This is a genomic window from Streptomyces sp. SS8 (genome assembly GCF_054072955.1).
This window is the reverse complement of the sequence record NZ_JBSVCZ010000008.1, coordinates 99,648-112,145: the sequence shown is the minus strand read 5'-3', so window position 1 is coordinate 112,145 and position 12,498 is coordinate 99,648. Positions and strand designations below refer to the sequence as shown.

Here is a 12,498-nt window from a genome sequence, read left to right as displayed (position 1 = left end):
GTGGAGAGAGGAGGCCGGGGATGGCTGCTCGCCGTGGGGGCGGTGGAGGTCGTAAGGGGTCTGGACGCGGCTCGGCGGCGCGGCGCAGGCGCGAGGCCAGGCAGAGGGCGGCGGTCGTCGGCGGTGTGGCGGTGCTGCTCCTGCTCACCGTCTCCTGGTCGGATCTCTGGCCCTACCTCCTGGGGCCGCGGTCGCCGCGGGTCTCGGCGGCCTGGTGTGGTGGCTGTGGCGCACCGACCGCATCCTCCGGGGCGGGGACCGGGAGTGGCGGCAGGCGGACGCGGTGGCGGCCGGACGCCGGACGCTGGCCGAGGTGGACGCGATGTCCGGCACCGAGTTCGAGGAACTGGTGGCAGGGCTGTGCCGCCGCGACGGCTGCACCGAGGTGCGGCGCGTGGGCGGCTCCCACGACAACGGCGCGGACGTGCTCGGTCGGCTGCCGGACGGCCGCACGATGGTCGTCCAGTGCAAGCGGTACGCGCCGACCCGCCCCATCGCCAGCCGCGAGATGCGCGACCTGATGGGAGCGAAGGTGCACTTCAGGGCCGACGTGGCCGTCTTCGTGACGACCTCGCGCTTCAGCCGGCCGTCCCAGGCGCTGGCGGTGGAGCACGGCATCCTCGCCGTGCACCGCGACCACCTGGGCCTGTGGAACAACGGCACCTCCCTGCCCGCCCTGGCCGGCGTCAACGGCGCCGGCCAGGGCGACCGGGAGCACCGGGCACGCTGGAGGAACACCTACGGTACGTAACGCGGGGGCGGTCGGCGGCGGGGCGACGGCGGTTTCCCGGTCCGGCACGCCAGGACGGCACCGCCCTGGAGGAACTCGGTGGCGGACGCGGGCTGTTGCGGACAAGCATGGGCGCATGAGCGACCAGCCCGCGCGATGGACCCAGGCCACCGTCCACCCCGACATGTGGGCCGACCCGGACGACGACCCCCGCGACAGAGAAGGGCCCGGCCCGGAGGGCGAACTCGCGACACTGCGGGATTTCCTGGAGGACTACCGCACCACCCTGCGGATGAAGTGCGAGGGCCTGGACGCCGGGCAACTGGCCCGCCGCTCGGTCCCGCCGTCGACGATGTCGCTGCTCGGCCTGCTCCGGCACCTCGCCGAGGTGGAACGCGACTGGCGCAACTGGATCGGCGACGGCGAACCGCTGCCGAAGCTGTACGGCGCGCGCGACGCGGACTTCGACGGAGCCGTCGCCGACCAGGCCGTGGTCGACGCCGCGTATACCGACCTGGAGCGTGAACAGGCCGCCACCGACGCCGCTCTGGCCCGGTACCCGGACCTGGGCGAGCGCGTGGGGGAGGACGAGATCGCGGTCCGGGAGCTGATGGTGCACCGCATCGAGGAGTACGCCCGCCACTGCGGGCACGCCGATCTGCTGCGCGAATGCGTCGACGGGCGCGTGGGCCAGTGACGTGCGGTGGGGCCGTCCCGGCCCCGCCGCCGCCGGCGCCCCGGGTGTCAGGGACGCGCGCGTCCCTTTATCCCTGCCGTGAACGCGCTCCACGCCCGCGCCGGGAAGACCAGGGCCGGGCCGCCGGGGTTCTTGCTGTCCCGTACGGGGACCGCGCCGGGGAGCCCGTCGGCGACCTCGACGCAGTCGCCGTTGTCCGGGCCGCTGTGGGAGGACTTGCGCCAGGCAGCGGTGCTCAGGTCAAGGTCGATGATCACTCTCGTACTCCTCTGCCACCGATTCGAGTAGGTCGAGGGACGCATCCGGTGCCAACGCGGCGGCCCTGGCGAGATCGTATGACCTCCGGCACTGGGCCACCCGTGCCGGATCATCGATCAGCCCACCGCTGTAGACGCCTTCCGTGTAAGCCACGTCGGGCGCGTCGGCGAAGCCCATCAGGGTCAGCATGCCACCCATGGTCGCGTGAGCGCCCGCGGAGTGCGGGACCACTTGCACCAGCACCCTGCCGGACCGTCCCAGCGCGACGATATGGCGAAGCTGATCCGCCATGGCGGCCGGGCCGCCCACAACAGCGCGGATGACGTTCTCGTTCAGGATCGCCCAGACCATGGGGGAATCCGGGTCCTTGAGGATGTGGGCCCGTTCCAGACGGTTGACAACGCGCCTGTCAAGCTCCTCCGCCGTGTAGTTGGGCTGACCGGCGCGGAGGACGGCGCGTGCGTACGCCTCGGTCTGAAGGATGCCGGGCACCAGCGTGGCCGCGTAGGTCTCGATGGCGGTCGCCAGAGGCTCCAGGTCGGCCACGGGCGCGAAGTGGTCGGCGAACTGCGAGGTGCCGTCCAGGGCGCGGCGCAGCCGGACGAAGAACCCGTCCGTGCCCAGCACGGCGTCCAGACGCTGGGCGTCCTCGAGCCGGGGCTTGCGTCGGCCGGCCTCGAAGTGAGCGATCAGTGAAGGGGAGCACACCACCTGCTCGCCCAGCGCGCACTGTGTCAGTCCTGCTGCTTCTCGTCTGCGTCGCAGTTCCTCACCGAAGAACTGCTTCGGCGACTGCGGCCCCTGACGTTCCACGGAGTGACTCATGTACGAAGTGCCCCTCTTGACATGCGCTTTGGAGAGCTGGAAGCCCTGTTGAGCGTACCGCCGCGGAAGCAATCTGTGAGTGGGTGGATACGGAAAGACACCACGCACAGCACAGGAGCAGGCATGGCGACGTACCTCGTGGACACCGTGCGCGACCGGATCGGCGAGCTGATGGGCAGGAGCGGCGGGCGGTACTTCCTCCGCCCGCCCGGCGGGGGGCGGGAGTGGGAGTGCCTGCCGGAGAACACCCGTCTGCCCACGCCCGAGGAGCAGTTGAGCGCGGGGGTGCGGGCGGCGAACCGGCACAGCGAGCAGCGCTTCCGGTGAGGCCCCGCATCTGGATCACCGGGCGGTGCTGGCTCTACTGCCTCCGGCCGCAGGTGCCGGTGGTGTGGCTCGGGCCGGTGCAGACCGAGGGGCAGCAGGCCGAGCTGTACGCCTGCGAGGACTGCGTCCAAACGCTCAACGCCCTGGTGTGGGAGGCCCTGCGGCAACGGGACCGCGCCCCTGCCCGATAGACCCCCGGCCTCGTTCGGGGCCGGGGCCGAGGCCGGGGACGCACGACAGCGATGGGAGAGAACATGACGAACCAGACGCGACGCAACGGAGGCGGCGGCGACAAGCTGCCGGGGGAGCCGTACCCCGGCCCCCACCAGCCGCCCACCGCTGGTGGCGGGAACGGGGCGGGCCGGGGTACGAGCGGTTCGGCCTGACCGTCACGCCGCGGGGGCAGCGGGCCTGGCTGGACGACCCGGCCGACTCCTGGCCGGTGTGAGCGGGCCGTAACCCGGGTGTGCGCGCCGGGCAGGAGGCCCGTCCGGCATAACATCGCGGGGAAAGGCATTTCCCGGCAGGCCCCCGCGCCGCCCGGCGGCGCGGGGGCCTGCCGGGCACGGACGACGACTGGTGGGGGAATCCACGACCATGACGGCCGAGACGTTCGAGTTCCAGGTGGAGGCCAGCCGCCTCCTGCGGATGATGGTTCACTCGATCTACTCGAACAAGGACGTGTTCCTGAGGGAGCTGGTCTCCAACGCCTCCGACGCGCTCGACAAGCTCCGCATCGAGGCGCTGCGCGACGACTCGCTGGAGGCCGATGTCTCCGACCTGCACATCGAGATCGAGACCGACAAGGACGCCCGCACGCTGACCGTGCGCGACAACGGCATCGGGATGTCCCGCGAGGAGGTCGTGGGGCTGATCGGGACGATCGCCAAGTCCGGCACCGCGGAGTTCGTCCGCAAGCTGGAGGAGGCCCAGAAGGCCGGGGACGCGGGTAACCCGGCGTCGGCGGAGGCGCTGATCGGGCAGTTCGGCGTCGGCTTCTACTCCGCCTTCATGGTGGCCGACGAGGTCACGCTGCTGACCCGCCGCGCCGGGGAGTCCGCGGGCACCCGCTGGACGTCCACCGGCGAGGGCACCTACACGATCGAGACGGTGGACGACGCGCCCCAGGGCACCTCCGTCATCCTGAAGCTCAAGCCCGAGGACACCGACGACCGCCTCTTCGACTACACGGCCCCCTGGAAGATCCGGGAGATCGTCAAGCGCTACTCCGACTTCATCACCTGGCCCATCCGCCTGGTCGAGGCGGGTGCCGATGAGGTGGAGAAGGACACGGACGGCGGGAGCGAGGACGGCGGGAAGCCGGAGCCGGAGGCGATCAACTCCCGCAAGGCCCTGTGGGCCCGGCCCCGCAGCGAGGTCTCCGACGAGGAGTACCACGAGCTCTACAAGCACATCAGCCACGACTGGACCGATCCGCTGGAGACCATCCGCGTCCAGGCGGAGGGCACCTTCGAGTACCAGGCGCTGCTCTTCCTGCCCGCGAGGCCGCCGCAGGGCGTCCTCTCCCAGGACCGGCGGGGCGTGCAGCTCTACGTCAAGCGCGTCCTGATCATGGAGGAGTGCGAGGAGCTGGTCCCCACCTACCTGCGCTTCGTCAAGGGCGTGGTCGACGCCCAGGACCTGTCGCTGAACATCTCCCGCGAGATCCTCCAGCAGGACCGCCACATCCAGCTGATGCGCCGGCGGCTGGCGAAGAAGGTGCTGGCCACCCTCAAGGAGATGAGGACGGCCAGGCCCGAGAAGTACGCGGACTTCTGGCGCGAGTTCGGAGCGGTCGTCAAGGAGGGTCTGCTCAACGACCCCGACAACCGCGACGCGATCCTGGCAGCCTCCTCCTTCGCGTCCACCCACAACGCGCAGAAGCCGACGACCCTCCAGGAGTACGTCGAGCGGATGAAGGAGGGCCAGGAGCACATCTACTACCTCACCGGCCCGTCCCGGAGCGCGGTGGAGAGCTCGCCGCACATGGAGGCCTTCCGGGACAAGGGACTGGAGGTGCTTCTCCTGACCGATCCGGTCGACGAGGTGTGGGTCGACGCGGTGCCCGACTTCCAGGGGAAGAAGCTGCTCTCCATCGCCAAGGGCGAGGCCGAGCTCGGCACCGAGGAGGAGAAGGAGCAGGCCGAGGCGGAGCGGGAGCGGCAGCGCGAGGAGTACGCCGGGCTGCTGGAGTGGATGACCGGGCGGCTCGGCGGCGAGGTCAAGGAGGTGCGGCTGTCCTCCCGGCTGACCGTCTCGCCGGCCTGCGTCGTCTCGGACGCCGACGACATGACGCCCGGCCTGCGCAGCATGTTCCGCGCCATGGGCCAGGAGGTGCCCGAGAGCAAGCGCATCCTGGAGATCAACCCCGGCCACCCGCTGATCACCGGCCTGCGCAAGGCGCACGCGGAGAACGCCTCCGCGCCGGACCTGGAGGGCATGGCCGAACTCGTCCACGGCATGGCGCTGTTGGCGGAGGGCGGCATGCCCGGCGACCCGGCCCGCTTCACCAAGCTCCTCGCCGAGCGTCTGGAGCGCACCCTGTGAGGGCCTGAACTCTGCGGCAGGGGCGGGGCGGCAGGGCCTCGTACCGCCCCGCCCCTGCCGGGTGCGCCGACTCGTTTCTCCGCCCCTCCCCCAGCGGTCCCGCAGCCGCGCCGGGACCCGGTCCCGGTGCGGCCGGGCGAGCCGACCGGGGGAGGGGCGGGCCACCCGGTGCTCAGCCCGGACCGGTGCCGGTCGTCCGGAACTCCTCGCTCTCCGCCTTGGCCAGTTCGTCCACCGCGATGGTCTCCGGCGGCGCGAACCCCCGCCGGTAGGCCGCGCGGCTCACCATGTGCGCCGAGACCGGCGCGGTCAGGAGCTGCAGCAGGGCCACCGTGATCAGCATCCCGACCGCCGCCGGGTCCCGCAGCCGGAAGCCCAGTGAGACCAGGATCAGCAGCATGCCCAGCGTCTGCGGCTTGGTCGCCGCGTGCATCCGGCTGAGCACGTCCGGGAAGCGGACCAGGCCGACGGCCGCGACCAGGGTCAGCAGCACGCCCACCAGCAGGGTGACCGCGGAGACGGTGTCGGCGATGGCGGTCCAGTTCATGTGTCCCCCTCCCGTTCCGGTCCGGCCCCCACCCCGAAGCGGGCCACGCTCGTCGAGCCGACGAATCCCACCAGGGAAAGCACCACCAGGATGGGGATGGTGTCGGAGTGACGGTTGAGCACCGCCTCGGCCGCCAGTCCGCCGATGGTGACGGCGGCGATGACGTCCAGTGAGACGATGCGGTCCAGCACCGTGGGCCCTAGGGCCATGCGGAGCATGGACAGTACGGCGGCCACGGCGAGCATCACCACCGAGACGACGACCACGACGGTCATATGGCATCTCCTTCCGACTTGGCCCGCTCGAAGGCGGCCAGCTCGGAGTCCGAGGCCAGTGCCCGGACCAGTCGCTCCTCCTGTGCGAGCGCCGTTTCCCGGGCACGCGCCATGCCTGTCTCGTCGTTCGCGCCGAGGACGTGCAGATGCAGCGTCCCGCTGTCCCGGTCCGCCTCCAGCACCACACTGCCCGGGACCAGCGTCAGCAGCTCCGCGGTCAGGGTCAGGTACAGGTCGGACCGGCTGCGCAGCCGTACGGCGATGACCGAGTTGACCGGTTTGTGTCGCGGGTCGAGCGCCCGGGCGGCCACTTCGAGGCTCGCGGTCACCAGGTCGTAGCAGAAGCGCAGCACCAGCCGTGCCAGCGGCAGGGGGCGCACCCGCCCGGCGAAGGCGATCGGCGGCAGCGGGAACACCAGGCTGACCAGGACGGCCACCGCCAGTCCGGAGAACACGTTGGCGAAGGAGAGGTCTCCCCACAGCAGCACCCAGACGACCACCAGCCAGGTGATGAAGGGCCACTGGAGCGCCGGCCTGCGCTTCGGCCGCCCCGCCCCGGTCCGCCCCGCCCCGGTTCTGCCGGCCCCGGCCCGGCCGGCCGGTGCGCCGGATGCGGTGACGCCGGGGTCGTCGACAGTGGTGTCACTCATGGTCGCCCTCCTCCAGGACGGTCTCGGCGTAGGAGGACGGCTGGCGCAGATCGCGTGCGGCCTCGTCGGTGAAATGGAACAGCGGTCCGGCCACCACCGTGATCGCGGTACTCAGCACGACCAGTACGGCGGCCGGGAACGCCATGGCCAGATGTGACCGGCGGGCCCGGGGGAACGTGTCACGCAGTGGTTTGCCGTGCAGGTCGGTACGTGCGTGTGCCGGACCGGACGCTGCCCCGGGCCGTCCGCCCTCCTGCCCGTACGGAGCCGCCGGCTCGGCGAGGGCGGCGACGGGCACCGGCTCCGGCACGGAGGGGCCGTCGGTGTCCTCGGTGGTCTCCCCGACCGCGTTCGGCGGTTGCCAGAAGGCCCGGTTCCATACCTTGGCCATCGCGTACAGGGTCAGCAGGCTGGCCACCACCCCGCCCGCGACCAGCACGTACGCCAGCCAGGATCCGTCGTCCACCCCGGCCTGGAGCAGCCCCAGCTTGCCCAGGAACCCGGAGAACGGCGGAATGCCGGCCAGGTTCATCGCGGGGATGAAGAACAGTACGGCCAGCATCGGGGACCGTTGCGCCAGGCGGCCGAGCCGGTCCAGCGAGGTGCTGCCGCCCAGCCGGTCGATGAGGCCGGCCACGAGGAACAGCGTGGTCTGGATGGTGATGTGGTGGGCCACGTAGAAGATCGCGGACGACAGTCCGGCCTCGGAGCCCAGCGCGACGCCGAACACCATGTAGCCGATGTGGCTGACCAGGGTGAAGGACAGGACTCGTTTGATGTCCGACTGGGCTATCGCCCCCAGCGCCCCGATGATCATGGTGAACAGGGCGGTCCACATCAGCAGGTCGCTGAGCGCGTTGTCCGGGAAGAGCAGGGTCTGTAGCCGGATGATCGCATAGACGCCCACCTTGGTGAGAAGCCCCGCGAACACCGCGGTGACCGGGGCCGGAGCGGTGGGGTAGCTGTCCGGCAGCCAGGCGGACAGCGGGAAGACCGCCGCCTTGATGGCGAAGCCGATCAGCAGCATCAGCTGCAGGACGAGCGCCACCTCGTCGGGCAGTTCGGCCAGCCGGCTCCCGAGCTGGGCCAGGTTCACGGTGCCGGTCGCCGCGTAGACCAGGGCGATCGCGGACAGGAAGATCACCGAGGAGACCAGACTGACCGTCACGTACACCGTGCCGGCTCTGATCCGCGCTCCGGTGCCGCCCAGGGTGAGCAGCACGTAGCTGGCCATCAGGAGCACTTCGAAACCGACGTAGAGGTTGAACAGGTCGCCGGAGAGGAAGGCGTTGGAGACGCCCGCCACCAGCACCAGGAAGGTGGGATGGTAGACCGACAGCGGGGTGTTGCTGCCGTACTCGATCATTCCCTGGCCCAGCGAGTAGGCCAGGACGCACAGTGCCACCACGGTGGACACCAGCAGCATCAGGACGGACAGCCGGTCGGCCACCAGCGAGATGCCGATCTCGGCGGGCCAGCCGCCCACCCGCATGGCCAACGGCCCTTCGGCGTGCACCTGGGCCACCAGCACCGCGGTGATCAGGGTGGTCGTTCCCAGGACCACGAGGCTGACCACCCGCTGAGCCCGGGCGGAGCGGCCCATGGCCAACGCCAGACCGGCGCCGAACAGCGGCAGGACGACGGGCAGGGGCAGGAGAGCGGTGATCATATGCCTTTCCGGAGGGAGTTGGGGCTGTCGCCGGTGAGGGTGCCGGTCTTCCCGACGCCGTCCTCGCCGTGGTCGGAGGTGTCGCTCCCCTCCTCGTCCAGCGTGCCGCCGGCACTGTCGTCGTAGCTGGCGGAAGCCTCGTCGCGTTCCGCCCGCCGCCGGATCAGCGCGTCCTCCACGTCGTCCTGCACGTCGTCGTGCCGGTTGAGCTGCCAGCTGCGGTAGGCCATGGCGAGCAGGAAGGCCGAGACGCCCAGGGTGATCACGATCGCGGTGAGCACCAGGGCCTGCGGCAACGGGTCGCTGATCTCGTCCGGCGCGTTGCGCCCCAGCAACGGCGACCGGCCGGCCGGCCCGGAGGCCACCAGGAACAGCATGTTGACGCCGTTGCTGATCAGCAGGATGCCCACCAGGATGCGGGTCAGGCTGCGTTCCAGGATGAGGTACACCCCGGTGGTGAACAGGGCGCCCACCACCACGGTGAGCAGGATGTTGACGCTCATGTCCGTCATACCGCGCCTCCCCCGGCCCGCCCGGCGCTCTGCGCCGCGGGGCCGCTCTCCCCCTGGCCTGCGGGACCGCCGGCCGGCTCGGCGGGCACCTCGCCCGCTGTTGTCCCGTCCCGCTGGTCGGCGACGTCGCGGTCGATACCGCCGCCGAGGCTGCGGAGCATGTCCAGTACCAGCCCGATCACCACCAGATAGACCCCGATGTCGAAGAAGAGGGAGGTGACGAAGTGGACCTCGCCCAGCAGCGGCAGCACCAGGTCCACCTTGGTGCTCTGGAGTACGTCGCCGCCGAGGAACAGCGGGAACAGGCCCGAGCCGGTGGCAATGAACAGGCCGGCGCCCAGCACCAGCCCGGCGTCCACCGGTGCCGCCGCGTTGAGCTCCCGCCGTCCGCCGGCCAGATAGCGCACGGACAGCGCCAGCCCCGCGACCAGACCGCCGGCGAAGCCGCCGCCGGGGCTGTTGTGCCCGGTGAACAACAGGTAGACCGAGAACACCAGGATGGTGTGGAACAGCAGGCGGGTGACGACCTCGATGATGATGGACCGCCGGCCCGGCTTCAGGCCCTGGGTGGTGCTCAGCCAGCCCGACCGGCCCGAGGAGCCGGGGCGGCCCGGCTGGGAGTTGTCCAGAGCCGGTCGCCAGAGCCCGGAGCGTCCGGTGATCAGGAAGATCAGCGAGGCGACCCCGGTGGCGGCCACCGCCAGCACCGAGATCTCCCCCATGGTGTCCCAGGCCCGCATGTCCACCAGGGCCACGTTGACGATGTTGTTCCCGCCGCCGTAGGAGACGGACGGCTCGGCGAAACCCTCGGAGACCGGTGTGGCGGTGCGCGCGGTGCCGGCCGCGAACGCCGCCGCCGCCATCACCGTGCCCACCATCAGGCCGATCGCCAGCCGCAGCCACCGGCCGGAGGTCAGCGGCCGCGCAGAGAAGTGCGTCGGGAGCCGCCGCAGCACCAGAACGAAGATCACCAGGGTGATGGTCTCCACCAGCATCTGGGTCAGGCTCAGGTCCGGGGCACCGTGCACGGCGAACATCAGGGCGACGCCGTAGCCCACCACGCCGGCCGATATGGCCGCCTCGAGTCTGCGCCGGGAGCGGGCGGCCTGGATCGCCGCCAGGATCATCACGCCCCCGACCAGCGCCTGCGCCGGTGTGTCCCACCAGTAGGTCTGCGACCAGTCGTACCGCGCGGCCAGCAGGGCGGAGCCCGGCACGACCACCAGCGTCAGCAGGATCACCCCGATGTACACCGGCAGCGAACCGCGCTGGGTGGCACCGGTGACCTCGACCGCCAGCCGGTCCACCCCGCGCATCAGCCAGCGGTAGCTGCGTTCGCTGTCCAGCGGGGCGGCGAAGCGACTCTGCACCGCCTCCACCCGCTGCCGTGACAGGAACAGGGCGAACCCGGCGGCCACCGAGACCACCGAGAGCAGCAGCGGCACACCGATGCCGTGCCACAGCGCCAGCGTCGCATGGTGCCCGGTGTCCGGGAACTCCTCCACGTAACCGCTGAGCAGCCGGCTCTCGAAGCCGCCGGAGAAGCCGACCAGCAGGCCCAGCCCGGCCAGCAGCAGCGAGGGCAGCAGGAAGCCGAACCGCGGCCGGTCCCCGCAGGGCGGCCCGACCCCGGGCTTGTCGGAGAAGGCACCCCACAGGAAGCGCAGGGTGTACGCCGCGGTGAGCGCGGACCCCGCCACCAGCGCGATCACCATCGCCACCAGGAAGACCCCACCGATTCCGGCGTCCCCGCCGGTGAACGCCTCGTAGGCGGTCTCCTTGGCGACGAACGCGGCCAGCGGGGGCAGCCCGGCCATCGAACCGCCGGCCAGTACCGCCGCGACGAAGAGAGCGGGCACGGCCTGGGACAGTCCGCTGAGCCGGGCGATGTCCCGGGTGCCCGCGTAGCGGTCGATCACGCCCACGCACAGGAAGAGGGCCGCCTTGAACAGGGCGTGGGCCACCAGCATGGCGACGCCGGCCAGGGCGGCGGTGCGGGTCCCCGCGCCCACCAGCACCACCAGGAAACCCAGCTGACTGACCGTGCCGTAGGCGAGCAGCAGCTTGAGGTCGTTCTGCCGCAGCGCCCGCAGCCCGCCCAGCAGCATGGTGACCGCGCCGAGGACGAACAGCACCGGCCGCCACAGCGCCACCTCCGCGAAGGCGGGCGCGAACAGGGCGATCAGGTAGACCCCGGCCTTCACCATGGCGGCTGCGTGCAGATAGGCGCTCACCGGGGTGGGCGCGGCCATGGCGCCCGGCAGCCAGAAGTGGAAGGGGAACAGCGCGGACTTGGAGAGCGCACCGAGCAGGAGCAGCAGTACGGCCACCGGGACGGCGCCCCCGGTGGGCGGGTCGGCGAGCAGTTCGGAGATCTGGTACGTCCCCGACGTCTGGCCCAGCATGATGATGCCGACCAGCATCGCCAGACCGCCGGCGGTGGTCACGATCAGCGCCTGCATCGCCGCCCGCCGGTTCGCCCGGCGTTCCGGGTTGTGCCCGATCAGCAGGTACGACAGGACGGTGGTCAGTTCCCAGAAGACGTACAGCAGCACCATGTCGTCCGAGAGGACCAGACCCAGCATGGCGCCCGCGAAAGCCGTGAGCACGCCCGCGAACCGCCAGATACCGTCGTCGCCGTCGCGGAAGTAGTACCGGCAGAACAGCAGGACCAGCGTGCCCACCCCGGTGACGATCACCGTCATCGTCCAGGACAGGGTGGACAGCCGGAAGGACAGCTCCAGCGAGACGGAGTCGACCCAGCGGTGGCTCTCCCGGACCGGGACGCCGTCACCGATCACGGTGCGCGCCTGGGTGACGGCCCACAGCAAGGAGCCCGCCGGAACCATGGCCAGCGGCCAGAACACCTTCCGGCCCAGCAGGCGGGCCAGCAAGGGAGCCGCCGCTGCCGCCGCCAGGTGAACCATGATCAGCGTCAGCATCATCGCGACGGCAGGCCTCCTCGTGAACGTGTGTGTGCGGTGCGCACCTCCGGCACCGGACACGGAGCGGACGCCGACCGGAAAAAGCCGGGAGCCGTCACCCCCGGCGGATCGCTGTCCGTTCTGGGAAGGTTGCTCAAGGCGGGCACACACTTCTCTGTCGTGGTGGTCATGTAACGAAAGGGCCGCCCCGACAGGGGCGAGGTGGTTTTTATGGTCGATCTTATAGGTCGCTCCGCCGAACCCGGTCTGCTTCACCTGCGCCGCCGCGGAGGACGCGGCCCCCTGCTCCACAGGTCACCGGGGTGCCGGAAAGCGGATCGCGGCCCTGGGGAGGCCGGCCTCGGCAGGCGGACGACGGCGGGATCTCGGGAGGTTGGGAGCGGTTGTCGGCGGAAGCGGAGGAGCGGAGGGCGTCCTCGGACCCGGACGCAGGCGTCGTGACGGCCCGGGAGGCCCGTGTCGTCACCGTGCCTCACCCGTGGTGAACGCCACAGCGACTGTACGGCCCGTGCCGGA

General features: G+C 71.1%; 14 protein-coding genes and 1 pseudogene. 7 read left to right on the top strand and 8 right to left on the bottom strand.

Features of this window, described 5'->3' with window-relative positions:
- Positions 1 to 214: 214 nt before the first annotated feature.
- Both ACW69E_RS10535 and ACW69E_RS10530 read left to right on the top strand, forming a co-directional pair.
- Positions 215 to 751: a restriction endonuclease gene (locus tag ACW69E_RS10535; protein WP_457497897.1), complete on the top strand. Its 537-nt coding sequence runs from the start codon at positions 215 to 217 to the stop codon at positions 749 to 751.
- A gap of 115 nt (positions 752 to 866) precedes the next feature.
- On the top strand, positions 867 to 1,427 hold the full coding sequence (locus ACW69E_RS10530) for a DinB family protein (protein ID WP_457497896.1): 561 nt from the start codon (positions 867 to 869) through the stop codon (positions 1,425 to 1,427).
- A 47-nt stretch (positions 1,428 to 1,474) separates the two neighbouring features.
- Here ACW69E_RS10530 and ACW69E_RS10525 read toward each other — a convergent pair whose 3' ends face one another.
- Complete coding sequence (locus tag ACW69E_RS10525; protein ID WP_457497895.1) at positions 1,475 to 1,684, bottom strand: DUF397 domain-containing protein; 210 nt, start codon at positions 1,682 to 1,684, stop codon at positions 1,475 to 1,477.
- On the bottom strand, positions 1,668 to 2,498 hold the full coding sequence (locus ACW69E_RS10520; protein ID WP_457497894.1) for a helix-turn-helix domain-containing protein: 831 nt from the start codon (positions 2,496 to 2,498) through the stop codon (positions 1,668 to 1,670). Before ACW69E_RS10520 ends, ACW69E_RS10525 begins: the two co-directional genes overlap by 17 nt.
- Before the next feature lie 135 nt (positions 2,499 to 2,633).
- Here ACW69E_RS10520 and ACW69E_RS10515 point away from each other — a divergent pair, with 135 nt between their 5' ends.
- The 5 genes and pseudogenes from ACW69E_RS10515 to htpG all read left to right on the top strand — a co-directional run bounded on the left by ACW69E_RS10515 (position 2,634) and on the right by htpG (position 5,384).
- Positions 2,634 to 2,837: a hypothetical protein gene (locus tag ACW69E_RS10515; RefSeq protein WP_457497893.1), complete on the top strand. Its 204-nt coding sequence runs from the start codon at positions 2,634 to 2,636 to the stop codon at positions 2,835 to 2,837.
- A complete protein-coding gene (locus ACW69E_RS10510) occupies positions 2,834 to 3,028 on the top strand; it encodes a hypothetical protein (RefSeq protein WP_457497892.1) in 195 nt (64 codons plus the stop codon). The genes ACW69E_RS10515 and ACW69E_RS10510 overlap by 4 nt, the downstream gene beginning before the upstream one ends.
- A 63-nt stretch (positions 3,029 to 3,091) precedes the next feature.
- On the top strand, positions 3,092 to 3,223 hold the full coding sequence (locus ACW69E_RS10505) for a hypothetical protein (protein WP_457497985.1): 132 nt from the start codon (positions 3,092 to 3,094) through the stop codon (positions 3,221 to 3,223).
- Positions 3,166 to 3,285, top strand: a pseudogene (locus tag ACW69E_RS10500) (protein-L-isoaspartate(D-aspartate) O-methyltransferase); the annotation flags it as partial. The gene ACW69E_RS10505 and the pseudogene ACW69E_RS10500, both read left to right, overlap by 58 nt.
- A 149-nt stretch (positions 3,286 to 3,434) precedes the next feature.
- Positions 3,435 to 5,384 (top strand): molecular chaperone HtpG, encoded by a 1,950-nt coding sequence (gene htpG / locus ACW69E_RS10495; RefSeq protein ID WP_457497891.1) that lies wholly within the window; start codon positions 3,435 to 3,437, stop codon positions 5,382 to 5,384.
- 172 nt (positions 5,385 to 5,556) lie between these two features.
- Here the strand turns inward: htpG and mnhG are convergent, their stop codons facing one another.
- The 6 genes from mnhG to ACW69E_RS10465 are packed head-to-tail and all read right to left on the bottom strand — an operon-like array spanning position 5,557 to position 11,982.
- Entirely contained in the window at positions 5,557 to 5,931 is a 375-nt protein-coding gene (gene mnhG / locus ACW69E_RS10490; protein WP_457497890.1) for a monovalent cation/H(+) antiporter subunit G, read from the bottom strand.
- The gene (locus ACW69E_RS10485) at positions 5,928 to 6,206 is read right to left on the bottom strand and encodes a monovalent cation/H+ antiporter complex subunit F (protein WP_457497889.1); all 279 of its coding nucleotides are present in this window, start codon (positions 6,204 to 6,206) and stop codon (positions 5,928 to 5,930) included. The genes mnhG and ACW69E_RS10485 overlap by 4 nt, the downstream gene beginning before the upstream one ends.
- Positions 6,203 to 6,856 carry a Na+/H+ antiporter subunit E gene (locus ACW69E_RS10480; protein WP_457497888.1) on the bottom strand — a complete coding sequence of 218 codons (654 nt, stop codon included), beginning with the start codon at positions 6,854 to 6,856 and terminating at the stop codon, positions 6,203 to 6,205. The genes ACW69E_RS10485 and ACW69E_RS10480 overlap by 4 nt, the downstream gene beginning before the upstream one ends.
- The gene (locus ACW69E_RS10475) at positions 6,849 to 8,522 is read right to left on the bottom strand and encodes a Na+/H+ antiporter subunit D (RefSeq protein ID WP_457497980.1); all 1,674 of its coding nucleotides are present in this window, start codon (positions 8,520 to 8,522) and stop codon (positions 6,849 to 6,851) included. The genes ACW69E_RS10480 and ACW69E_RS10475 overlap by 8 nt, the downstream gene beginning before the upstream one ends.
- Positions 8,522 to 9,037, bottom strand: coding sequence for a Na(+)/H(+) antiporter subunit C (locus tag ACW69E_RS10470; protein ID WP_457497887.1), 516 nt, complete (start codon positions 9,035 to 9,037; stop codon positions 8,522 to 8,524). Before ACW69E_RS10470 ends, ACW69E_RS10475 begins: the two co-directional genes overlap by 1 nt.
- The gene (locus ACW69E_RS10465) at positions 9,034 to 11,982 is read right to left on the bottom strand and encodes a Na+/H+ antiporter subunit A (protein ID WP_457497886.1); all 2,949 of its coding nucleotides are present in this window, start codon (positions 11,980 to 11,982) and stop codon (positions 9,034 to 9,036) included. The genes ACW69E_RS10470 and ACW69E_RS10465 overlap by 4 nt, the downstream gene beginning before the upstream one ends.
- Positions 11,983 to 12,498: the final 516 nt, after the last annotated feature.